Here is a 23,597-nt window from a genome sequence, read left to right on the forward strand (position 1 = left end):
CTTACTTGACGCGACGGTCGCGAATAATCATCTTAGTCGTACGCTTATTGGTACGTGTCTTGTACCCTTTAGCTTTTTGACCCCATGGACTTACAGGCTGAATACCTTTACTACGTCCTTCACCACCACCGTGTGGATGGTCAACCGGGTTCATCGCCATACCACGAACGGTAGGACGAATACCACGCCAGCGTGAAGCACCAGCTTTACCCAATGAACGAAGGTTGCTTTCTTGGTTAGAAACTTCACCAATTACAGCACGACATTCAACATGGACTTTGCGCATTTCACCTGAACGTAAACGAACAATAGCGTAAGAACCATCACGACCCAACAACTGAACTGAAGTACCAGCAGAACGTGCTAATTGAGCACCTTTACCGATTTTAAGTTCAAGGTTGTGCAAGGTAGAACCGATTGGCATATTACGAAGCGGCAAGCAGTTACCTGGACGAATTGGAGCATCGTTACCAGATTGAACTTTATCACCAGCACGTAGGCCTTTTGGCGCAATGATATAACGACGTTCACCATCAGCATATAGAACTAAAGCAATATGAGCTGTACGGTTAGGATCGTATTCAATACGCTCTACAGTCGCAGGAATACCATCTTTATTACGTTTAAAGTCAACAATACGATAGTTTTGTTTATGACCACCACCTACATGACGTGTAGTGATGTGACCATTATTATTACGACCACCAGTACGTTTTTTTGCTTCAACCAACGGCGCATAAGGTGCACCTTTGTGGAGATGGCTATGAACCACTTTCTCTACAAAGCGACGTCCTGGAGACGTTGGCTTACATTTTTGAATTGGCATAATTCTCGTCCTTATTCCGCTGCGTTTTCAGCGGTATCGCCCAAGTCAGCCATTTCAACATCTTGGCCAGCTTTCAGGGTGACGTATGCTTTTTTCACATCAGAACGACGTCCTAATGTTTTACCAAAGCGTTTTGTTTTACCTTTAGTGATTGTTGTGTTTACTTTAACAACCTCAACACCAAAGAGTTGCTCAACTGCTTTTTTGATTTCAAGTTTGTTGGCATTAAGCGCAACTTTGAACACTTGAACACCAGCAGTATCACCTAAAACTTGTGCTTTTTCTGAGAATACTGGTCCTTGAAGGACTTGATAGATACGTTCGTTGTTCATCCGAGTTCTACCTCAATTTTCTTAGCAGCAGCTACAGACATTACAACCTTATCAAATGCGATCAAGCTAACAGGATCAATCGCAGTTGCATCTACCACATCTACGTGTGGAAGGTTGCGCGCTGCAAGATACAAGTTCTCATCTACAGCATCTGTAATGATCAATGCACGAGTTGCATTCAAGTCGTTAAGTTTAGCAAGCAATTCTTTAGTTTTTGGAGCTGCAACAGCAAACTCTTCAACTAACACAAGGCGATCTTGGCGAACAAGTTCAGCTAAGATACATTGCATTGCGCCGCGATACATCTTACGGTTTACTTTTTGAGACCAATCTTGTGGGCGAGCAGCAAAAGTTTTACCACCACCTACCCAGATTGGGCTACGAATAGAACCCGCACGAGCGCGACCAGTACCTTTTTGACGGAATGGTTTTTTACCACCGCCAGAAACATCTGCACGTGATTTGTGAGCACGAGTACCTTGACGACCACCAGCTAAATAAGCTGTAACAACTTGGTGTACAAGAGCTTCGTTAAATTCACGTCCGAAAGCAACTTCAGACAATTCAACAGCAGAGCCGGAAACAGTTTTTAAATTCACAGTATTTCCCCTCAGGCCTTGATGGTAGGACGCACGATAACGTCACCGCCAGTTGAACCAGGAATAGCACCCTTAACAACTAAAACAGAACGTTCAGCGTCAATAGATACAATCTCAAGACCTTGAACTGTTACGCGTTCATCACCTAAGTGACCGGCCATTTTCTTGCCTTTGAACACGCGACCAGGTGTCTGGTTTTGACCTGTAGAACCTAAAACACGGTGAGATAACGAGTTACCATGAGTAGCATCTTGCGTACGGAAGTTCCAACGCTTAACACCACCTTGGAAGCCCTTACCTTTTGATTGACCAGTTACGTCAACTACTTGACCAACTGTAAACATGTCAACACCGATAGAACCACCAACTTCACGACCGTCAAGCTCAGCTTCAGTAACACGGAACTCTTTAACCAAACGACCAGCAGCAACACCCGCTTTCGCGAAGTGACCTTTCTGAGCGTTAGTTACGCGCGATTCGCGACGTTCACCAGTAGTTACTTGAATTGCTTGATAACCATCAGTTTCAAGTGTTTTGATTTGCGTAATGCGGTTTGGATCGACTTCGATAACTGTAACAGGTACAGATACACCAGCATCAGTAAAGATGCGAGTCATACCACATTTGCGACCGACTAAACCAATAGCCATGTGCATAAACCTCTAAAAAAGCGGCCTAATTAACTTAACGTTAATCAACCGAAAGCCTTAACCCAAAGCGATCTGAACATCTACACCAGCAGCAAGATCTAACTTCATCAATGCATCAACAGTTTTATCTGTTGGTTGAACGATATCGATCAAACGTTTGTATGTGCGGATTTCATACTGATCACGTGCGTCTTTGTTGACGTGTGGTGAAGTAAGAACGTTGAAGCGTTCGATGCGCGTTGGCATCGGAATTGGACCACACACTTGTGCGCCAGTACGCTTAGCGGTTTCTACGATCTCTTGAGCAGATTGATCAATCAAACGATGATCAAAAGACTTCAAACGGATACGAATTCTCTGGTTAGACATACCAGTAAACTCCAAGCCAAATATATAAAGAATCACCCATGACGCACCTCACCTTTTAGGTAAGTGTCAAGGGCAGTGAAAATCACTATGGTCGTGATCGATGCCACGACTGTCATGCATTTACTACTTTACTCGCAGTAAACGCCCTCCTATTGAGGGACGCTCATTATAGCGATTGTTTAAGTCTTATGCAATTCTTCTTTTTTATTTTTAGATTTTAACCTGTCTTATGCGCTCACTACGTAGTCTATTGCTTGATTAAGCAAACGATTTCCTTGCTCAAATTTGCTTTTCAGAGTTCTTTTTAGCTCAGATATCGGTTGTACGTACTCACCATTAAACACAGCCGCATCCTCCTCATTCTCGATCAAAAGATGTAAAGCATGCGGCGTAATTTCAGGATGAAATTGAAAACCAAGCACATTGCGCCCAATCTGGTACATCTGATTGCGACACACGCTATTTTCAGCCAAATGCACACCACCGCGTGGTATTTCAAAAGTCTCACTATGCCATTGCATAATGTTAATTTTCTCAGGAATTTGAAAACAATTTTCTGGGATATGCGTCGCTCTGCCGACATCCATCCAGCCCAATTCCTGATGAGGATTTCGACTTACTGCCGCACCCAACGCATTTGCGATCAACTGACCACCCAAACACAAACCAATCGCTGGCTTACCTGCTGCCAGATAACGACGCAACCACCTTTTTTCTAGCTTCAACCAAGGATAATTCACCTCATCATTGACGCTCATCGTTCCACCCATAATGATGAGTAGATCGACCTCATCCACCCTTGGCAATGCTTCCAATTCGAGTGGTAAATCAACGGGTAAGGCGAAAAATTCAGTTGCGGTAATTTTTGCTTGATTTGCCTTTAAGTAATCGTAGCAACTTCCATAACCTTCACCTGCGATGTGCTGAAAATAATGCACTCTTAAATGCGACTTCATGCGCTAAAACCTATTTTAGTTAGAATGATAATAATTCTTAGCAAAAATAAAGCCAGTTCTAAGTCAGAGTATTCTATCTGTACCGATTCTGTACAAAACATGCAAATCACTAGCAGCTTTGCTTATTTTCTCTTAACCTAATTCATTATATCGCTTTGATTTTGCCCCATGACTACACATAAAAATAGACAAACTGACCTCGTTCATGCACCACGCCAAGCCCCTCAATACATTGAGACGGTTCAACCTCCCCTATTTCGTGCATCCACCATTATTTTTCAATCCACAGCGCACCTTTTTGATCGCCACTGGACCGATGCTTATGACTATAGTTACGGCACTCATGGCACTCCAACCACATTCACTCTGGCAGACAATATCGCTCAAATCGAAGGCGGTAGTTATTGCCTACTTGCACCAAGTGGTTTATCTGCGATTAATTTAGTGAATAGTGCAGTATTAAACGCAGGTGATGAAGTCTGGGTCGCCGATAATATTTATGGCCCTAATTTAGAACATTTAAACAATCTACAAGATCGTTATGGCATCACCGTTAAGATTTACAATCCAATTGATGCGGACAGCTTTCAACCTACAGATAAAGCCAAACTGATTTGGTTAGAAGCTGCTGGCTCGATCACTCTTGAGTTTCCAGACTTAAAGCACCTAGTCAAAAAGGCTCAACAAGCGAATGTGCTAACAGCGCTAGATAACACATGGGGTGCTGGACTTGCCTTTAATGCCTTTGATTTTTCAGATGAACATCTTTCAGTGGATATCACCGTTCATGCATTGACTAAATATCCAAGCGGCGGCGGTGACATACTCATGGGCTCGGTCGTAACACGTGATCAAGCGTTACACCACAAACTGTTCCGTATGCATGCGATACAAGGCATCTCTGTTTCTGGTGATGACACCGCACAAATCCAGCGTAGCTTGGCACACATGTCTTTACGTTATGAACAACAAGCACAAAATGCAAATAAGCTACTCGAATGGTTAAAACACCAACCTCAATTCAGCCAAGTACTGCATCCAAGCAACCCCGATTCAGCGGGTCATTGCTTCTGGAAGGACGTGTGTAACACAGGCAAAAGCGCTGGTTTAGTCAGCGTGATCTTTAAACCTGAATATGACCTTGCAGCCGTTCGAAAGTTTTGCGATAGCTTAGACCTTTTCAAACTAGGTTTTAGTTGGGGTGGGCCTATTAGCTTAGTCATGCTATACGACTTAAAACAAATGCGCACACTTGAAAATACACATTTACAACAAGGTTTATTGGTTCGCTTCTGTATAGGACTAGAACATCCCGAAGATTTGATCCAAGATATTCAAAATGCACTAAAACAACTGGAATAACACGAAGAATAGGTGAAGAATGAGCACACCCATCATTATTGCGAAAAAAACCACAGATACAACACAAGATATTGTTCTACATTCTAAATTTGCCAACCGACATGGTTTGATCGCAGGTGCAACGGGTACAGGTAAAACTGTTACGCTCAAAGTTCTTGCAGAAAGCTTCTCTCGGCTTGGCATCCCTGTATTCTTGGCCGATGCCAAAGGTGATGTTTCGAGTCTCGCCAAAGCAGGCAGCAGTAGTCCCAAATTTGAAGAACGCCTCAACCTACTCAAAGTAGACAGCGTCGCATTTGCAGCATCTCCTGTGATCTTTTGGGATTTATTTGGGCAACAAGGACATCCGATTCGCACCACGATCTCAGAAATTGGCCCATTGCTGTTAGCACGCATGCTCAATCTAAATGACACCCAAGAAGGTGTACTCTCAGCCGTGTTCCGCATTGCCGATGATCAAGGCTTATTACTCATCGACTTTAAAGATCTTAAATCGATGCTGAGTTATGTCAGCGCACACACTTCCGAATTGAAAGCAGAATACGGCAATCTATCTCCTGCAAGTATCGGTGCGATTCAGCGCAATCTATTGGCATTGGGCGATCAAGGTGGCGAGCAGTTTTTTGGCGAACCCAGTCTAAATATTCTGGATTTCATTCAAACTGATAGTAACGGTCATGGCTATATCAATATCTTAGCTGCCGATAAACTCATGAATACCCCAAAACTATATGCCACCTTCTTACTTTGGATGTTGTCAGAACTCTTTGAACAACTGCCTGAAGTCGGCGATATGGATAAACCTAAATTGGTGTTCTTCTTCGATGAGGCACATTTATTATTTGATAATGCCAGCCCAGCCTTACAGCAAAAAATCGAGCAAGTGGTTCGCTTAATTCGCTCCAAAGGCATTGGGATCTACTTCATCACCCAAAACCCACTGGATCTACCTGAAAGCGTATTAGGTCAATTGGGAAATCGAATACAACATGCATTACGTGCATTTACACCGAAGGATCAAAAAGCAGTCAAAACTGCGGCTGATACCTTCCGTGCCAATCCAGACTTTAAAGTGGATCAAGCCATTACTGAACTTGCAGTGGGTGAAGCATTGATTAGTTGTCTAGATGAACAAGGTACGCCGCAGATTGTAGAACGTGGCTGGGTGATGCCACCTTACTCATCATTTAACCCCATCACCGTCGAAGAACGCCAAGTGATTATTGCGCAGAGTATCGTTGCAGGTATATACGATCAGGCAGTTGATCGAGATAGTGCTTATGAAATGCTGCAAAACAAAGTCGCTGAACGTGAGCAACAAAAACAGCAAGCTGAACTCGAAAAGCAACAACTCAAAGAACAAGAAGCTGCCGAAAAACAACAACTCAAAGAGCAAGAACGTTTAGCCCGCGAGCAACAACGTGCTGAGGAAAAAGCAGCCCAACAACGCGCCAAAATGACCCAAGACATTGTCGGGACTTTTGCCAAGAGTGCCGCGCGTAGTTTAGGTGGGAGTTCTGGGCAAAAAATTGTCCGTGGGCTATTAGGTTCATTATTTGGAAAATAAAGCTTTATTCATTTATCAATCAAGGGATAATTTATTATCCCTTATTTTTTTTATGGTTTTATTTAAATACATATTGCAAATGCAAAATTAAAGGTATATTTTAAATACATCTTATAAACGATAGCCAAGAGAGATCTAAAATGACTCCGCAGCAAATTGACCTTGTAAAAGCCACTGTTCCTGTACTGCGTGAAAATGGTGTCGCGTTAACGGGCTATTTTTATAACCGCATGTTAGGAAATAATCCTGAATTAAAAGAAACCTTTAATATGGGGCATCAACGTAGTGGCGCACAAGCACAGGCACTTGCTGGCGCAGTCCTCGCTTATGCTGAAAATATTGAAGATCCTTCCGTGCTTTTACCTGTGGTTGAACTGATTGCACACAAACATGTCAGCCTAAATATTCAATCACCAGATTACGGCATTGTGGGTGAAAACCTCCTCCACTCCATCAGTGAAGTTCTGAATATTTCAATGCAAGATCCACTTATTGACGCTTGGGCGGCTGCTTATGGTCAATTGGCTAATCTATTCATCAGCACTGAAAAAGCCATATATGAGCAACATCAGCAAAATAAAGGCAGTTGGTTAGGCTGGCGCAATTTTAAAATCGCCAAGAAAGTCGTTGAAAGTGATGAAATCACCTCCTTCTATCTTGCGCCAGTCGATGGCGGTGATTTACCACAATATGAAGCAGGTCAATACATCTCTGTTCGTGTCTTTGTGCCTGAGCTGAATCTCAGACAGCCACGTCAATATACTTTATCCACTAGCCCACAATCGGATTATTTACGTATATCTGTGAAGCGCGAAGATGAAAAAGGTGAGTTAGCAAGTGGCTGGGTTTCAAGTACATTACATGGTTTAGCTGAAGGCTCAGAAATTGAAGTGTCTGCACCAACAGGGAATTTCTACTTAATGAATAGTAACAAGCGCAATGTCTTCATTAGTGGTGGTGTCGGATTAACCCCAATGATTGCCATGCTCAATCAATTGGTGACTTTGGATATGCCACAACCTGTCAGTTTTATCCATGCATGTCGTAGCAGCCAAGTTCATGCGATGAAAAAACATATTCATGAACTTAAAGCCAAGTATCCACGTCTCAGCACCTTTACGGCTTATGAATTTCCACATACGGATGATGTACTCGGGGAAGATTACGACATTGTAGGGCGCTTAGATTTAAGTTCGATGGATGCTGCATTATTACCGACAAGTGCAGATTATTACTTATGTGGCCCAATGCCATTTATGGCAGAACAGCATAAAGCACTGATCGCTCGTGGCATTGCAGCAGAAAATATCCATAGCGAGGCTTTTGGCACGGGTGGTGTCAAACTCAACTAATCGGCGCTGCATTTTGCGTAGGGCTAGTCTATGATAGACTAGCCCTTTGTATTTAAAGCATTAGATTGAGTGAAATACCATGCAACTCAATAAGTTTACTGATTATGCACTTAGAATTTTGATGTATGTCGCTCGCCCGAGTGATGTACCGTATACGATTGCAGATATTGCTCAAGATTTACATGTTTCGCAAAACCATCTGGTTAAAATTGTTCACTTTATGGGGAAGCAACACTGGATCATTACCACACGTGGTAAAGGCGGCGGTATTCGTCTCAACCCAGAAGCTAAAAATCTAAAACTCGGTGAGATCGTTCGCATCTTACAAGGTCATCAGCAAATTGTAGAATGCAATACCCCACCTTGTGTTTTGCGTGCGCACTGCGGACTTAAAGGAGTTTTAGATCAAGCATTGGAGAGCTTTTATCAAAGTCTTGATCAATATACCGTGGGAGAAGTATTGCAACACAGTATCCTACCCTCGTCTCAGCATTCAAATATTGATTTTTTACAACTCATTCCAAAAGCCTCGTCATGAGGATTCGCACGAATCTCCGACATCCTTTATAATGGATCTCGCTATTTCAAATTTTAAAGTAAGCTTCTATGCGCCAGCGTCAACAATCGAAAGATACCAAAGCTAAACTCGCCCCAAAAGAAAAAATCAGTTATGAGAAACAGACTGATCCTGCATTAACACTTTATGCAAACCAGTCTTTAAATTGGTTACGCCAAGCTGAGTTTTTAATGAGTGCGCCAAAGCTTGCTTTATGCGTAGAAGATACAGGCTATGAAATTGCTTTCGCTGGTCGATCAAATGCAGGTAAATCCAGTGCAATCAATGCACTGACCAATCAAAAACAATTGGCGCGCGCATCAAAAAGACCGGGTCGCACCCAAATGATCAACTTTTTTAGCTTAGGCAATCCTGACCAACGTTTAGTCGATTTACCAGGTTACGGTTATGCAGCCGTGCCTGAAGCGATGAAACTGGTGTGGCAAAAAGAACTGGAAAATTACTTAATCCACCGCCAAAGCTTACAAGGCTTAGTGTTATTGATGGATATTCGCCATCCATTGCAGCATTTTGACTTAATGATGTTGGAATGGGCGCATTCACGTCATTTGTTTGTACATATCCTTTTAACCAAGGCGGACAAACTCAATCGTGGCCCTGCCAATAAAACTTTATTAGATGTGAAACAACAATTGAAAAAGATGAAGCTAGACTTTTCGATTCAACTGTTCTCATCACTTAATAAGATTGGTTTAGAAGAACTGGCAAGTGTGATGGGTGGACGTTTGAATTACACGCTCGACCAACCGACTGAATTTGACCTCGATCAGATTCCAGAAGCTACAGATACTGATCTTGAAGAATAGTATCTGAGTCTTTCATATATGTTTGCAGCATGAGCCGTATACGGCTGCAATTTTTTAGACGATATATAATATATTTTGCGAAACTGCGTGATGAGAAACAAGGTTTCGTAAGACATACAACGAGAATAAAGTCTCAAAAAGCCCTCATATTGCAATTCATGCAACTTGATGCATAAAATAAATTTTAATTGTCCTGAATTGCTAAACACAACAGGTGGCGTATTTTCATATACTCCATACTATTGGTTCATTGCACTATCGATTAGGACTAAACGATGAAATTACTATCATTTGTGAAGAACAAAGTTCTTGGTTCTTCGATTGACTATAAAATTCTCCCTCGCAAAGTAAAGTTTGATTGGGAAAAAACGCCTGTAGATTGGATTCCAAATCAGCCTTTCGCCAGTTATTTTATTAATGAAATTAACAATATCTTACCCGCAGGTGAGTTTTGGTTCTGTCGTTTGTACAATAAAGTCTTGCCTGAAATTACCGACCCAAAACTGAAAGAAGATGTACAAGCATTTATTCGCCAAGAAGCCATGCATGCAGTTGCACATACCTCGGCAAACAAAGAATATCTAAGCCAGCGTAATATAGATATTCAACGTAATCTCGACATTATGGACTTTGTATTTGGCAAAGCTTTAGCGGATAAACCTTTTGGCAAACAAGTCCCAAAAATACTTGATCATCAATGGGATCTGTTCCGTTTAGGTGTTATCGCTACTGTTGAGCATATGACCTGTGTACTAGGCAAATATGCGTTGTATAACAAACGCTGGGAAGAGCTTGGTGCTGACCCAGAAATGATTGACTTAATCAAATGGCATGGTTCAGAAGAAATCGAACACCGTACCGTTGCCTTTGATCTCTATCGTCATCTCGGTGGTGGTTATATCGCTCGTTACTATCTCAGCGTTGCGGTGATTATTGGCGTACTTGGCTTATGGGTGGATGGCGCAGCACACATCATGGGGCAAGACCCTCGTTTTGCCGATAAGAAACCGAGTCCGTTCAAACCTTGGATTTGGTTAGAATGGTATAGACAGGGACGCAAAGATGATCAAATATTACCAAACCCAATTTGGTTAATTTCACAACAAATTGATTACCTCATGCCATGGTATGATCCTGTCAAAGAAGGAAATACCCAAGATGCGGTCAACTATTTAAACAACTCTCCTGCTGCGAAACGTGCTTTACAACCAGCTGCTTAAACGGAATTATGCTAAATCAATACAAAAAGCCCCCATCTTAGGATGAGGGCTTTTATTTATGAATAAATGTAATTAGAAGCGATAGCGAATGCCTGCTTCAAATGAACGCTCAGGGCCTACATAAATCCCTTGACGCAAGCTTGCCATATAACGCTTGTCTTCCAAGTTTTTCACTGCGCCGTAGAATTCAACTTGATCATTGAGTGTATAGCGAGAGGTTAAATCAACGGTTGTATAAGCATCAATTTTCCCAGTAAAGAAACCTGATGTATTTTCTACAATTGGTTTGGTATTGAGCTCATCAGTAAACTGCGAACCCATATAGTTCGCGCTAAGCTGGGTACGTAAACCCGCATAGCTATAACCGAAACCTAAATTTGCAACCCATTCTGGCGTATATGGTACACGATCGCCATTTCTTGATTTAAGCGTACCATTTTTATTGTATCGATCACCTTTGAACTGTGCATCTGCCACCCAAGTAACATTGGCAAATACATCAAAGCCATTTTCCAATTCTACACTGATCGCACTTTCAAGACCTTGATTATAGGTCTTTCCACCATTGGTGCTTTGAAAGTCAGAGTTACTGTTTGCTGGAATAATTTGGTTATCAAAGTCCATTCGGAAGGCAGTCAACTCATATTTAAAGATATCCTTCTGACCTCTTAAACCCAACTCCCAACTGACCGCAGTTTCTGCATCCAATTTTTGATCCTTCATACCACTGAGAGAATCACCATTCAACGCTGGAGAAAAGGCTTTATAAACACTACCATAAAGCTGTACAGCTGGAATCAATTGGAAGGTCACACCTAGACCAGGCATCACTTCTGTATTAGAGGTCTTAACCGTTTCATTCTTTCGTTTATCTTCCCGTTGTTGCTCATAGCGTTCGATACGAAGACCCGGTGTCAATGATAATTGATCGGTAATATCTAAACGGTTTTGCGCATATAACGCGACACTTTTGGCAGTATCTTTTGTATTCTTACTAACGTTACCTGTACGTGGTGTTGTACGTGTTGCATCGATAGTAATATCATCCATCTTTTCATTCATCAAGCGTAGACCAACTTCAGCCTCGCTTGGCATATTGAATAAATCATGTTTTGCCACTAAACGGGTTTCAGCACCAATACGCTCAAAAGCACGGTTATTGCCGCGCAAATCCCAATTATCTTGACCGCCTTTTCCATTTCCACGTGTTCCTGGGCCATTACGATAATTCCATCGTCCATCCACAGTAATTGGGTTATCTTGATCGACCTCATAACGCCAGTAATCACGGTTCATTTCACTCCAATACACTAAGGTTTGAAGTTCTGTATCCGCGTTGATGTTCCAACGGTGATTGATGTCGAATGAGTTACGTTCAGTCAAGAACCAATCATCTGGTGCAGGGTTATTCTTTTTCTTGGCATGATATTCACCCAAGAACTGCCCACGATATGAAATGTTGGCATCATTTTCATAATGGGTAAATTTAACACCTAACCATTGGTTATCGCCAATCGCGGTACCCGCTTTGATGACTGCATCTTTCATTTCATAGCTCTTGTCCATGAAACCGTCACTTTTCGCCCAACTTAAAATTGCACCAAAGTTACTATCTTTATTTGGAGAGCTGCCACCCAATTCAACTGTGGTTTTATAGGTATCCCAAGAGCCAATCGACAGATCGACCAATGCACCATCTTTAGGTTGCTTGGTACGATAGTTAATGACTCCACCAATATTTGATGGGCCATAACGCAATGCCGAAGAACCTTTCAGAACTTCAATACTATCCATGCGTTGTACACGCGGATTGTAATAACGGCCATTACCCACAAATAGACCCGGTGCAACAGGTACACCATCTTCTAAAATTAAGGTTTTATAATCAGCCGAACTAATACCACGCATACCGATATTGGCAACAACAGCAGACTCTTCTTCAGGTTTGACATAAACACCTGAAACACGCTTTAAAATATCTTCAGTTGAGGTTGGGATGAATTTTTGGATCTGTTCTTGATCTACAATGACTGCCGCACCCGGTATCTTAGAAACAGCATCATCCTGTGAACCGATCACCTGAATGGTAGGCAGAACCATGGTTTTGCTCTCTTGTGCTGTCTCAGCATGCAACATAGGCGCAAAACTACCGAATAACAAACCACTCATTACGATTGGATTTTTTAGAAAAAAACGGTTTTTCATAGCTTCCCCCGAAGCGGTAAAGAACGGAATATCCTTTCCATCGCTATTTTTCTTTAGCGACCAGAAACGATCTCAGACAAAAAACAAACAAATGATAGTGCAAACAAGAATGATTATCTATATTTTCTTAAGACATTTGTCATAAAATGGCTTTAATTTCATATATATATTTTTAACAATATTAATTTATTAGAATATATATCATCTTTTTTTCTTTTATATTTCAGCATATCATGGAGTTGAAATCATTTTTTTTAATTCACTTTTCAACCAATTAAATAACCAAAACTTTATCCAACATTTTCATCATTGGCTGACCTAAGCAATATTCCTCCAACTGAACTGACACCAGTCGCTCTGCCTGAGCGATATACAATCTATCGCTCACATACTGTCATTTATATTTTTCACTCAGGTGTATGCCGATCAACCACGACACTAATCATCATATCGCCCTGCACATTTACCACGGTACGTACTGTATCCAATAAACGATCAATAGGCAGTAAAATTGCGATCGCCTCTGCGGGTAGACCAACAGATTGCAACACCATAATCATAGTGACCATGCCAGCACTTGGAATCCCAGGCGCACCTAAAGAAGCAACAATCGCCACCAAACAGACAATAATCTGTTGGGTGATGGATAAATCTAAACCCATCAGATTGGCAATAAACAATGCTGCCGCTGCTTCGTACAGTGCCGTACCGTCCATGTTTAGTTGCGTACCTAACGGAATAACAAAACCTGCGGTTTGTGGTCTAACACCAAGATTTTCTTGTGCGCATTTCAAACTAAGCGGCATGGTCGCAGAACTGGAACTGGTTGCAAAAGCGGTCACCAATGCTGCTCTAGCTCCTTTAAAAAAGGTAATCGGATCCATTCGACCGAATATCCACAACAATAAAGGGAGTACAATAAGACCATGAAAAATGGTGGTTCCTGTGACCACAGCCGCGAATTCAACTAAACGACTCAATACGGAAAGATCTTCACTGGCGATCAGTTTGGCGAGTAATGCGAAAATGCCGATCGGTGCAAGTTTCATCACCCAACCCACCAGCATCATCATCATTTCGAAAAATTGTTGAAAGCTATTCCGCACCAGCGTAAAACGCTCCCCACCTTTAACCAACGCAACACCCAAAAATAATGCAAATACCACGACCGCCAAAACATTGCCTTCACTAAAGGCTTTAAATGGGTTGATCAGGGTGTTTTGTACAAAATTGGTCAAAAAACTAGAGGGTGTAAGCGTGTCTGGGGTTTGATGGCTTTGCATCTCGGCTTGGAAGATTTGAATATCAATTCCTTTGCCCACGTCAAAAAGATGTGCACAGCTGATGCCGAGAATCAGTGCCAAGGTGGTGGTGGTGATCGAACTCAGTGCTGTGATTTTCCAGACGCGGCCAAATTGACCACCTGCTTGTAGATTTGAAACACCGACCACAATTGAACTAAAGATCAATGGAATCAATAGCATTTTCAACAAACCAATGAAGATGCTACTTAAAATACCGAGCCCATATAAACTATAGTCAACGAATATCGTTTGTGGGTAAGCATTTAACAAAAAACCAAATGCCACACCGAGCACAGCGGCCAGTAAAATCTGTGTATTTAAATTCATTATGCTTGATAAAGTTTTTTAACTTATTGCTACTATGGCATGCTCATGTTGAAGAATCGAGCAATTTTTTGTCACATCTATATCATAAAAAAGCCATCAGAATGATGGCCTTAGTATAAATTTATTTGTTATTGGGTTTCGATTTCTCTGAGCCGAATCAAACCTTCTTGAACCGTACTACATACCAACTGACCATCTTGCCACATCCGACCAAAATTGAGCCCGCGAGAACTCGCACTAATGGTCGCTTCCATTTCATAGAGCATCCATTCATCTGCACGCAATGGGCGATGGAAATAAATCGTATGATCAATACTGGCACACTGTAGATTTGGAGAAATCCACGACAAACCGTGTGGACGCAATGCTGTGGTCATCAAAGTGAAATCTGAATAAAATGCCACGATCGCTTGATGCAATGAGATTTCATCCAAATTTTTAGCAATATCACCATGGGTTCGAATGTAATGTGCATAAAACGGTGCTTCAGGTTGCGGCTGAAAAGGGTTGACTGGCTGAACTGGGCGAATTTCCACATGACGTTCACGCATAAAACTGGCACGAACATTTTCAGGGACAAAATTAATCATCGCTTCTTTCAGTTCATTTTCTGATTTCAAACTTTCAGGTGCAGGATATTCGGGCTCTTTATGTTGATAATTTAAGCCTTCTTCAGGATTGGCAAAAGAAACCATTGCCGAAAAAATAGTACGCCCATGTTGAATCGCCCGCACTTGACGACTGGCAAAGCTTTTCCCATCTCGAAGCGAATCTACTTCATAAATAATCGGAGCATCAACATCCCCACCATAAAGGAAATATGCATGTAACGAATGCGCAGGACGATCTGTGGTATATGACGCTGCTCTTAATGCTTGCCCAAGCACTTGTCCACCAAATACACGTTTGCCAACCAAGTTGCGACTATTGCCCCGAAAGATATTGGCTTCCAGTCTTTCTAGCGTCAAAAGCTCAACGAGTTCTTGCGTTAAAGCATTCATGTAATCACCTTTTTACAACAATGGGGGAGAAATAACGAGGGCCATAGCAAAGCAGTATTTTGCTTGAAACCTAAGGCGGAGCAAGAATAATCATCTTAATCGAGATGAGTCGATTAATATAGATTGTAGCCAAGATAAAATGATTTACCCATCGCATTATTCTATTTATACCTGCTAAAAATACGATTTTTAACGATAAAATCTACCAAATACGCTATATTTTGTCAGAAAATAGCATACCGTTTTATGTCAGAATACAGCAGAATGTCGTGTTCATCATGACTTGATGTTAGGGTTATATTTAGGAGTTCGTAATGTCCAAGACAGGATTTGGTCAAATGTATCGTCAACTTTCGAGTAAGTTACTTGACCTTGTGGTAACCCCGCACGTTCTTGGTGAAGTTCCTGTAGAATCCACCACAACAGAACAAAGCCCAGCCGATCCAAATAAAGTCGTATGCTATGTATTACAAAACTATTCGCATAGTAATGCGCTGGTGGTCGATGGTGAGACGCGTCGCCTTAAGCTAAAACCTGCGCTAGATCCTTTAAGTTTTGGCAACTATCAAGAAAAAAATTCAGTCCTTTTTTTACATCAGAACGATAATATTTTTTTCAACACTCAAACTTATCCTCCACGCTTATTACAACTGATCGAAGCCCTTGAACAAAATCCTGACATTGAAGTTCAATTGATTCCTGTGACCGTACTTTGGGGACGATCACCAGATAAAGAAGATTCTTGGTTCAAATTATTATTTTCAGATACTTGGGCAACACCGAGTACAGTCAAGCAATTGGTCAATATCGGCTTACATGGCCGCCAATCCTACTTAGAGTTCCATGAACCCCAATGTTTACGTGAATTGGTCGACTATGCCAAAACACAGCATCCAAATATTTCTCCTGCAACGTATATTGCAAGCTCACTCGATACTTATTTAGATCAACAGCGTGAAGTGGTACTCGGCCCTGATTTATCCGATCGCCGCAATGTCATGCAGTCCGTAGTCAAAGCACCAGATGTGCAAGATGCGATTCGCCGTGAAAGTATCCATCATAAAATCAGTATGCTAGAAGCTGAACGTCGCGCCATTGGTTATGTCAATGAAATCGTTTCGGACTATTCAGCATCAGCTGTGCGTTTTGCCGATATGGCGCTGACACGTTTATGGACGCAACTCTATGACGGCGTTGAAGTACATAACTTTAGTACCGTGCGTGAACTGGCAAAAGATTATGAAATTATCTATACCCCATGTCATCGTAGCCATATCGACTATTTATTATTGTCCTATGTGATTTATAAACGCGGCTTGATGATTCCATATATCGCTGCGGGTGATAATTTAAATATGCCGTTTGTGGGGCAGTTATTACGTGGTGGTGGCGCATTCTTTATTCGCCGCTCTTTTCGTGGCAATGCACTTTACACATCTGTATTTAAAGAATATTTATATAGCATTTTATCTCGTAACACACCGATCGAATACTTTATCGAAGGCGGACGTTCACGTACAGGACGTTTACTTCCACCTAAAACAGGCATGTTGGCAATGACCATTCAAGGTCACCTTCGTGGACCTGCCAAACCGATCGTATTTTTACCTACTTATATTGGCTATGAGCGCTTGATGGAAGGTGCGACCTACGTTGGTGAAATGCAAGGTAAGCCGAAAGAGGCTGAATCTATTTTTGGTATCTTAAAAACCTTACGTAAAATTGAAAGAATCTTCGGTAAAGTTCACGTCAACTTCGGTGAACCTGTTTTCTTGGATGATATTTTAAAACAGCATCAAGCAGACAATGCTCACGTCGAAAAAAATGATGCGCCTATTTCAGCCGAAATCTCCAATGTGGTTGCAAGCTCTGCCAATCTGATTTTAGAAAACATTAACCGTGCTGTGGTTGTTAACCCTGTTTCATTGCTTTCTTTGGTGTTATTGGCGACACCAAAACATACGCTGGACGAGGAAATCTGTATAAAACAGCTCGATATCTACCGAGACCTCGTCACTCAACAGCCGTATGATGAACGTACCCAAGTAACATCATTATCAGGTAAAGAAATCATTGCTTATGGTTTAAAACTTAAACTGATCAAACGTGTTCAGCATGTCTTGGGCGATATTATTGCAATTGAAGATAATCAAGCGGTATTGCTCACCTATTTCCGTAATAATATTTTGCATGCCTTTGTATTGCCGTCTTTGGTTGCGTCATTGGTTGAGCATAACGGTAAGATTAATAAAGCAGATCTCAGTAATGTAATTCGTACCTTGTATCCGTTCTTAAAAGCCGAGCTGTTTATGAAATGGCAACCTTCTGAACTACAGCAACATATTGATAGTTATATCGATGCGCTGGTTCAGCTGGGTCTGATTTTCCAAGATCATGATGACAATTTGTTTAGCCCAACACCAAATAGTGAAGAGCATCAAAAGCTTTTAACTTTGGCGATGCCAGTGAAACAAAGTTTAGAACGCTACTACATGACACTTGCGCTGATTACGCAACGCGGTTCTGGCAATATTTCGACCAAGCAAGTTGAAGAATTGAGTCATTTATTAGGTCAGCGTTTATCTGTACTTTATGAGTTCAACTCACCAGAATTCTTTGATAAATCCCTCTTTCAGAGTTTTATCAAGGTACTGACTCAGCAAAACTATATTCGCAATAATGAACAAGGTTTCATTGAATATGATGATAACTTCAGTGAGATGGCGGCAGGTGCACGACTTGTGTTAGATGAAACCACCTTACAAATGCTGCAACACATCACTACATTCAGTGATGAAGAACTTGCAACTGCTTTAGAGGCAATGGCATCACAACAAGCCAAACGTCGCCTCAAACGCAAAAAGGCTTAACAGCAAAAACAATAACGGCAACTTCGGTTGCCGTTATTGTTTATCTATCTTCGACATTCGATATATTTGGGTTCATCCAAACACCTTAAACGTTTGATTAGTTCAACAAAATAAGCATCATAGTAACCAGATGCCACATAGCGATTACGAATTCGCATCACCAAAGCGTCATAACCTTGTTTTTCATGAGCTGAAATGTCCGCCCAATAATATGCAGGCAATTGATTTTCCCATTGAATTGCTTGTGCAGCCAACACATGGCTATTTTTGACAAACCAAGTTCGAATATTCTGACCAAAACCCGCTGGATATCCCTGAGGGCGGATCACAATATTGACAGCAAAATAAGCTAATGGGAAATTGACTACTTGAGTCGCTTCACCAAATTCCTTCTTGAGGTTATATGGCAACACGCCATAAGCTGGCGCACCCAAGATATCAATTTTCTTTTGCTTGAATAGGTCTATGGCATTGGCAAAATCCACATAAACAGGTTTTGCACCCACACTTTGTGCTAAAGCCAGTTGCGGTGGATTATCCACCAAAATCCCAATAGTCTTATTTTTTAGTTGTGAGACTTTTTGGATCTTTTGGGTATTCATGATCATATAGACTGTACCCACTGGAATCATGCCAACCACTTCATACTCGGAACCAATCATACGTTTTTCGACGTTCGGATTGGTAAACAGCTGTAAAAACACACGTGCTGTACGATTATTTGGAATGAGACCAATACCACTGGTGCTACCCATAAATTGATTATAACGATAGGTATTAAAATTCGATGCGACCAAACCCGAACATTCTTTTTGATCAAATGCATGGATCGCCTCGTTTTCATTTTTGAAAGTTTTAAATTTCAATTGGACTTGGCTATTTTGCGCATGTAATCGAATATCATGTAAACGGCGACTAATATCCCCCTGTGTACTCAAAGGATCAAACACACACCATACCTTTTCACTCGCCCAACTCATTGTCGTCATTAAGCCAAGTAACATCGAGCAAATTATTTTTTTCATATATACCCCTTAATGTCTTAGCGCAATCCATGTACACATATCGGCTTCAATGAGCCCTGTACTCACAGATATTAAAAATCAAGAATCCCACCCAAAAAGAACAACTACGTCACATTTTAATCAAAATTTCATTTATTACTATGTGCCAATAGCGCCTCAGCATAGTCATTAAAGCAAATCAAATGGTCAAATTTAAAAGCTGTTCTCGCCAGTCTCGTCGCATAAATTCGCTTGCCCGTATGTTGTTTAGATACAAGCTGTAAAAGAGGTAAATTAAGTTGTTGCTGAAACCAAAGTAGGATTTCATGCATCGGTAAAGGCGTATTGTTACTGACAATATAACTGGATTCTACTTCTGAAAGATCAGCTAACATGGCCAAAAACTTGGCTAAGTCATCGATATGAATCCGATTACTATAGTGAATGGTCGGATAAATGCGTGTTTGCTCAGCCAATCTTTTTAATCGAACAATCGATGTCCCATAGATACCCGTTGGTCGAACGATAATACTACGCTCTGGATAATGCGCTTGCCATAAAAGTTCCATCTTACGCAGTAAATGCCCTTGCTCATCGGCAGGTTGTATCAGTGATTCGTCATCAATTCGCTCACCAGCACTTTCACCATAGACCCGAGTTGAAGACACAATAATGATGCGTTGCACGGGATGCGATTTTAGAGCCCGAACAATCGGCTCAACACTCTCCACATAGGTTTGTTGATAGGCCTCTATGCCACTTTGTGATGGTGCGAGAATCACATAAACCACATCAATTGGACGAAATGCTGTTAAATCAAGTCGCTGCACGTCTTGAATATAATGAGTCGCATAACAATCTGTTTTTTCACTACGACTAATTGTGCTAATGTGGTGACCACACTCAAATAAGTGTTTAGCGACACGCTGAGATGTTTTACCATAACCAATAAATAAAATATGCATACATGTCCTTGATCAAATATGAGTTCAGTCCAGCAGTTACAAGGCGTTGGCGCTAGCGCAGCGACCCTATTAGAAAAGCTTCATATTTTTAGCACGGATGATTTATTGTTTCATCTTCCCCGTGACTATGAAGATCGTAGCACGATTATTCCGATGAATCAGTTGGTTGTTGGACGCAGCTATTTGCTTGAAGGTGAGGTCAGATCCGTCGATTTCCCACCAGGAAAAAAGAAATCCCTCGCTGCATTATTGCAAGATGATTTCGGCAAAGTCACATTACGTTTTTATCATATCTATAAAGGCTTAACTGATCGCATCCAAATGGGTGCTCGATTACGCATCTTCGGTGAAGTACGCGTTGGTGCGCGTGGTTTAGAACTGTATCATCCCGAAATTCAAGTCATCCACCAGCACACCGCATTGCCTCAAACTCAGCTCACCGCGATCTACCCAAGTACTGAAGGTCTGACACAACCAAAGTTACGTGAATATGTCCGTCAGGCTTTGAAACATCATAGTGATGATCTGCCTGAACTGCTACCAAGTAAATACAGCAATGGCTATGAACTCAAACAAGCGCTACATTACATTCATGAACCGCCGATTGATGCCAATATGCTGCAACTCAATCAAGGCTCACATCCCGCACAGCAACGCTTAATCTTTGAAGAATTAGTGGCTCACCAGATTAGTTTACTTACTCGTCGTGCTTTTATTCGACAAATCGCTGCACCACGCTTTAACAGCAGTAAAGTTCTGGCGAAGAAACTCTTAGAAGCACTGCCCTTTCAAATGACCAATGCACAAAAACGCGTTTCCAAAGAAATTTTACAAGATCTAAAACAAGATCAACCAATGTTGCGCTTAGTTCAAGGCGATGTGGGGGCAGGTAAAACCTTGGTCGCTGCAGTGGCGGCCTGTCATGCGCTAGAAGCAGATTGGCAAGTGGCATTGATGGCACCCACTGAAATCTTAGCTGAACAGCATTATTTGAACTTTAAACGCTGGTTCGAGCCTTTGGGGATTCAAGTTGCATGGCTATCGGGTAAGCAGAAAGGCAAAGCACGGATACAAGCCGAACAACAGATCAAAGCAGGACATTCACAACTCATCGTCGGCACACATGCGCTGTTCCAAGACAATGTTGAGTTCTCCAAACTTGGCTTAGTGATCATTGATGAACAACATCGCTTCGGTGTGGATCAGCGCCTTGCGCTTAGAAATAAAGGCGTAGATCAATTTACACCACATCAGTTGGTCATGACGGCAACCCCTATTCCCCGCACCCTCGCTATGAGTGCTTATGGTGATTTAGATACATCGGTTATTGATGAACTGCCACCAGGACGTACACCGATTCAAACCGTGACCATTCCTCTGGATCGTCGTGAACAAGTCCTACAACGAATCGCAACCAACTGCCGCGAAGGTAAACAAGCCTATTGGGTCTGTACCTTGGTTGAGCAATCTGAGACCTTAGATGCTCAAGCCGCAGAAGCCACCTATCAGGAAATCAGAGAACGTTTTCCAGACATCAACATTGGTCTAGTACATGGCAAAATGAAAGCTGATGAGAAGCAATCGGTCATGCAGGCCTTTAAAGACAACCAACTACAACTGCTGATTGCCACTACCGTCATCGAAGTCGGTGTGGACGTTCCCAATGCATCGATTATGGTGATTGAAAATGCAGAACGTTTGGGGCTTTCTCAGTTACATCAACTTCGTGGACGAGTTGGACGTGGTGCTACTGCGAGTTTTTGCGCATTATTATACAAAGTACCCTTGTCACAAAATGGTCAGGAACGGCTTTCTATTTTGCGTGAAAGTAATGATGGTTTCGTGATTGCTGAAAAAGACTTAGAAATACGGGGTCCTGGCGAGCTATTAGGTACCAAACAAACTGGTGATATGGGCTTTCGTGTTGCAAGGTTAGAACGTGATGACCACCTACTAACTCAAGCACACTACGTTGCGGAACAGATTTTAAAAGATTACCCACAACACGCAGCAGGCTTACTCAAACGCTGGTTACCTAAAGCACCTCGTTATGCCTATGTTTAAATCCCTCAGTACACACGCACAACGCCTTTTTGATTATGTGACGCCGTGTAGCCTATGTGAGGTCGGCATCAAGCAACATTTCGGTGTTTGTCAAAGCTGTTGGCAACAGTTACCTTGGTTAAAACAACAGATCCAACGCAATCACCAACAAGTGTATGTCGCTTGTCATTATGACTACCCGATCAATCGGATTATTCAACAATTCAAATATGAACAAAAATTACAGCATCAAAGATTATTAAATGGTGTGTTGTTACAGCTCAAACTGCCAAAAGTCCACGCCATCGTTCCGATGCCAATCTCAACCGATCGTTTAGTGGAACGAGGTTTCAATCAAACCCTACTGTTAGCCAACGCACTCGGTAAAACATTAGATGTCCCTATTTGGCAACCGATACAGCGCTTGGCGCAACATTCGCAAAAGGGATTATCACGCTTAGAACGATTGGAGAATATTGAACAGCAGTTTGTTGCAAAACCATCCAATCAGATTCGTTATAGAAAAGTGCTGATCTTAGATGATGTGATGACCACTGGTAGTTCTATTACTGCACTCTCTCAGGCTCTAGAACAACTTGGCTGTCAGAAGATTTATGCCGTATGTCTCGCAGCGGGACAAGTAAAAGACCACCTTAGCTCATTCGATTTTGCTGACACCATGGAATCACCACTTCGCTAGTCAACGGTGCTAACAACGTTGCTTGGTCAGTCAAATCAATCCATTTCATCTCAGCAATTTCGGCTGCAATCTGTGGCTTTTGTTTTAATTGAACCGAATAAACATAACTCACCAAAACATGATCTGGCTCATTGGCAGCCGCTGTTTCAAACTGCCCAACAAATTGTTTAATTTCGCATTCACAACCAATTTCTTCTAAAATCTCACGTTGAATCGTAAGCTCAGGTGCTTCATTGGCCTCTAATTTACCGCCGACTTGCATAAATGCCTGCGTATTCTGCTTACGAACCAATAATAATTGATTCTGATCGTTCAAGATAATCGCGGCAGCAACAGTAATTGTTTTCAATGAGACTTCCTCGAACATGAGTTTCAATAGCAGGCTGCTATTCTAGATCTCGAAAATACAGAAAACAACCCAATAAACATGCATGTTCCGCAACGCTATCTTTTCCCTTATTAAGTGACTTTCTCCCCCTTATCCCAACACTAAAACTATTTAAGAATAAACCAAATCATGACTGCGTGTAGAATGGTCAAAAAGATAGATAAAATTCATCGC

The 23,597-nt window shown here is 41.7% G+C and carries 21 protein-coding genes; 9 read left to right on the forward strand and 12 right to left on the reverse strand.

Annotated elements, in window-relative coordinates; translation table 11 throughout:
- Nucleotide 1 precedes the first annotated feature (1 nt).
- From rplB to F903_RS00560, 6 genes are all read right to left on the reverse strand, one after another.
- The gene (gene rplB, locus F903_RS00535) at nt 2–826 is read right to left on the reverse strand and encodes a 50S ribosomal protein L2 (protein ID WP_004673002.1); all 825 of its coding nucleotides are present in this window, start codon (nt 824–826) and stop codon (nt 2–4) included.
- An 11-nt stretch (nt 827–837) separates the two neighbouring features.
- Nucleotides 838–1,158 (reverse strand): 50S ribosomal protein L23, encoded by a 321-nt coding sequence (rplW, locus tag F903_RS00540; protein WP_004673004.1) that lies wholly within the window; start codon nt 1,156–1,158, stop codon nt 838–840.
- Nucleotides 1,155–1,757, reverse strand: a complete 603-nt coding sequence (gene rplD / locus F903_RS00545; protein ID WP_004673007.1) for a 50S ribosomal protein L4 — start codon at nt 1,755–1,757, stop codon at nt 1,155–1,157. The genes rplW and rplD overlap by 4 nt, the downstream gene beginning before the upstream one ends.
- Nucleotides 1,758–1,768: 11 nt before the next feature.
- Nucleotides 1,769–2,407, reverse strand: coding sequence for a 50S ribosomal protein L3 (gene rplC / locus F903_RS00550; protein ID WP_004673009.1), 639 nt, complete (start codon nt 2,405–2,407; stop codon nt 1,769–1,771).
- A gap of 57 nt (nt 2,408–2,464) precedes the next feature.
- Entirely contained in the window at nt 2,465–2,776 is a 312-nt protein-coding gene (gene rpsJ / locus F903_RS00555; RefSeq protein WP_000070912.1) for a 30S ribosomal protein S10, read from the reverse strand.
- A 227-nt stretch (nt 2,777–3,003) separates the two neighbouring features.
- Nucleotides 3,004–3,732, reverse strand: coding sequence for a type 1 glutamine amidotransferase (locus F903_RS00560; RefSeq protein WP_005193703.1), 729 nt, complete (start codon nt 3,730–3,732; stop codon nt 3,004–3,006).
- Between the two features lie 168 nt (nt 3,733–3,900).
- On the opposite strand from F903_RS00560, the gene F903_RS00565 reads away from it, so the two are divergent.
- The 6 genes from F903_RS00565 (at nt 3,901) to F903_RS00590 (ending at nt 10,616) form a co-directional block, all read left to right on the forward strand.
- Nucleotides 3,901–5,094, forward strand: a complete 1,194-nt coding sequence (locus F903_RS00565; protein ID WP_005193704.1) for a PLP-dependent transferase — start codon at nt 3,901–3,903, stop codon at nt 5,092–5,094.
- 19 nt (nt 5,095–5,113) lie between these two features.
- On the forward strand, nt 5,114–6,661 hold the full coding sequence (locus F903_RS00570) for a helicase HerA-like domain-containing protein (RefSeq protein ID WP_005193706.1): 1,548 nt from the start codon (nt 5,114–5,116) through the stop codon (nt 6,659–6,661).
- A gap of 140 nt (nt 6,662–6,801) precedes the next feature.
- Nucleotides 6,802–8,013, forward strand: a complete 1,212-nt coding sequence (hmpA, locus tag F903_RS00575; RefSeq protein ID WP_005193710.1) for an NO-inducible flavohemoprotein — start codon at nt 6,802–6,804, stop codon at nt 8,011–8,013.
- 79 nt (nt 8,014–8,092) lie between these two features.
- Nucleotides 8,093–8,551 (forward strand): RrF2 family transcriptional regulator, encoded by a 459-nt coding sequence (locus tag F903_RS00580; protein WP_005193712.1) that lies wholly within the window; start codon nt 8,093–8,095, stop codon nt 8,549–8,551.
- Nucleotides 8,552–8,619: 68 nt separating this feature from the next.
- Nucleotides 8,620–9,396, forward strand: coding sequence for a ribosome biogenesis GTP-binding protein YihA/YsxC (gene yihA, locus F903_RS00585; RefSeq protein WP_005193714.1), 777 nt, complete (start codon nt 8,620–8,622; stop codon nt 9,394–9,396).
- A 275-nt stretch (nt 9,397–9,671) separates the two neighbouring features.
- Entirely contained in the window at nt 9,672–10,616 is a 945-nt protein-coding gene (locus tag F903_RS00590) for a metal-dependent hydrolase (protein ID WP_005193715.1), read from the forward strand.
- Nucleotides 10,617–10,688: 72 nt separating this feature from the next.
- On the opposite strand, the gene F903_RS00595 is transcribed toward F903_RS00590, so the two are convergent.
- The 3 genes from F903_RS00595 to F903_RS00605 form a co-directional block, all read right to left on the reverse strand.
- Entirely contained in the window at nt 10,689–12,821 is a 2,133-nt protein-coding gene (locus F903_RS00595; RefSeq protein WP_005193716.1) for a TonB-dependent receptor family protein, read from the reverse strand.
- Between the two features lie 407 nt (nt 12,822–13,228).
- Nucleotides 13,229–14,452: a dicarboxylate/amino acid:cation symporter gene (locus F903_RS00600; RefSeq protein ID WP_005193717.1), complete on the reverse strand. Its 1,224-nt coding sequence runs from the start codon at nt 14,450–14,452 to the stop codon at nt 13,229–13,231.
- A 128-nt stretch (nt 14,453–14,580) separates the two neighbouring features.
- Nucleotides 14,581–15,453, reverse strand: coding sequence for an acyl-CoA thioesterase (locus F903_RS00605; protein WP_004673026.1), 873 nt, complete (start codon nt 15,451–15,453; stop codon nt 14,581–14,583).
- A 314-nt stretch (nt 15,454–15,767) separates the two neighbouring features.
- On the opposite strand from F903_RS00605, the gene plsB reads away from it, so the two are divergent.
- Nucleotides 15,768–18,323, forward strand: coding sequence for a glycerol-3-phosphate 1-O-acyltransferase PlsB (gene plsB / locus F903_RS00610; RefSeq protein WP_005193718.1), 2,556 nt, complete (start codon nt 15,768–15,770; stop codon nt 18,321–18,323).
- 44 nt (nt 18,324–18,367) lie between these two features.
- Here plsB and F903_RS00615 read toward each other — a convergent pair whose 3' ends face one another.
- Together F903_RS00615 and F903_RS00620 are read right to left on the reverse strand one after the other, a co-directional pair.
- Nucleotides 18,368–19,348, reverse strand: a complete 981-nt coding sequence (locus F903_RS00615) for a putative solute-binding protein (protein WP_005193719.1) — start codon at nt 19,346–19,348, stop codon at nt 18,368–18,370.
- A gap of 128 nt (nt 19,349–19,476) precedes the next feature.
- Nucleotides 19,477–20,292, reverse strand: a complete 816-nt coding sequence (locus F903_RS00620) for an NAD-dependent epimerase/dehydratase family protein (protein ID WP_005193720.1) — start codon at nt 20,290–20,292, stop codon at nt 19,477–19,479.
- Nucleotides 20,293–20,310: 18 nt separating this feature from the next.
- Here F903_RS00620 and recG point away from each other — a divergent pair, with 18 nt between their 5' ends.
- Nucleotides 20,311–22,356: an ATP-dependent DNA helicase RecG gene (gene recG, locus F903_RS00625; protein ID WP_005193721.1), complete on the forward strand. Its 2,046-nt coding sequence runs from the start codon at nt 20,311–20,313 to the stop codon at nt 22,354–22,356.
- Complete coding sequence (locus tag F903_RS00630; protein WP_005193722.1) at nt 22,349–23,035, forward strand: ComF family protein; 687 nt, start codon at nt 22,349–22,351, stop codon at nt 23,033–23,035. The genes recG and F903_RS00630 overlap by 8 nt, the downstream gene beginning before the upstream one ends.
- Here the strand turns inward: F903_RS00630 and F903_RS00635 are convergent.
- Entirely contained in the window at nt 22,989–23,384 is a 396-nt protein-coding gene (locus F903_RS00635; RefSeq protein WP_171065181.1) for an NUDIX hydrolase, read from the reverse strand. The genes F903_RS00630 and F903_RS00635 overlap by 47 nt on opposite strands.
- Between the last annotated feature and the right edge of the window lie 213 nt (nt 23,385–23,597).

Source organism: Acinetobacter sp. NIPH 298 (genome assembly GCF_000369505.1).
GTDB lineage: Bacteria > Pseudomonadota > Gammaproteobacteria > Pseudomonadales > Moraxellaceae > Acinetobacter.

Bases quoted from the DNA above. Each gene is read 5' to 3' on its own strand.
- rplB (WP_004673002.1), bottom strand. From the start codon at position 826: ATGCCAATTCAAAAATGTAAGCCAACGTCTCCAGGACGTCGCTTTGTA.
- rplW (WP_004673004.1), bottom strand. From the start codon at position 1,158: ATGAACAACGAACGTATCTATCAAGTCCTTCAAGGACCAGTATTCTCA.
- rplC (WP_004673009.1), bottom strand. From the start codon at position 2,407: ATGGCTATTGGTTTAGTCGGTCGCAAATGTGGTATGACTCGCATCTTT.
- rpsJ (WP_000070912.1), bottom strand. From the start codon at position 2,776: ATGTCTAACCAGAGAATTCGTATCCGTTTGAAGTCTTTTGATCATCGT.
- F903_RS00560 (WP_005193703.1), bottom strand. From the start codon at position 3,732: ATGAAGTCGCATTTAAGAGTGCATTATTTTCAGCACATCGCAGGTGAA.
- F903_RS00565 (WP_005193704.1), top strand. From the start codon at position 3,901: ATGACTACACATAAAAATAGACAAACTGACCTCGTTCATGCACCACGC.
- F903_RS00570 (WP_005193706.1), top strand. From the start codon at position 5,114: ATGAGCACACCCATCATTATTGCGAAAAAAACCACAGATACAACACAA.
- hmpA (WP_005193710.1), top strand. From the start codon at position 6,802: ATGACTCCGCAGCAAATTGACCTTGTAAAAGCCACTGTTCCTGTACTG.
- F903_RS00580 (WP_005193712.1), top strand. From the start codon at position 8,093: ATGCAACTCAATAAGTTTACTGATTATGCACTTAGAATTTTGATGTAT.
- yihA (WP_005193714.1), top strand. From the start codon at position 8,620: ATGCGCCAGCGTCAACAATCGAAAGATACCAAAGCTAAACTCGCCCCA.
- F903_RS00590 (WP_005193715.1), top strand. From the start codon at position 9,672: ATGAAATTACTATCATTTGTGAAGAACAAAGTTCTTGGTTCTTCGATT.
- F903_RS00595 (WP_005193716.1), bottom strand. From the start codon at position 12,821: ATGAAAAACCGTTTTTTTCTAAAAAATCCAATCGTAATGAGTGGTTTG.
- F903_RS00600 (WP_005193717.1), bottom strand. From the start codon at position 14,452: ATGAATTTAAATACACAGATTTTACTGGCCGCTGTGCTCGGTGTGGCA.
- F903_RS00605 (WP_004673026.1), bottom strand. From the start codon at position 15,453: ATGAATGCTTTAACGCAAGAACTCGTTGAGCTTTTGACGCTAGAAAGA.
- plsB (WP_005193718.1), top strand. From the start codon at position 15,768: ATGTCCAAGACAGGATTTGGTCAAATGTATCGTCAACTTTCGAGTAAG.
- F903_RS00615 (WP_005193719.1), bottom strand. From the start codon at position 19,348: ATGAAAAAAATAATTTGCTCGATGTTACTTGGCTTAATGACGACAATG.
- F903_RS00620 (WP_005193720.1), bottom strand. From the start codon at position 20,292: ATGCATATTTTATTTATTGGTTATGGTAAAACATCTCAGCGTGTCGCT.
- recG (WP_005193721.1), top strand. From the start codon at position 20,311: ATGAGTTCAGTCCAGCAGTTACAAGGCGTTGGCGCTAGCGCAGCGACC.
- F903_RS00630 (WP_005193722.1), top strand. From the start codon at position 22,349: ATGTTTAAATCCCTCAGTACACACGCACAACGCCTTTTTGATTATGTG.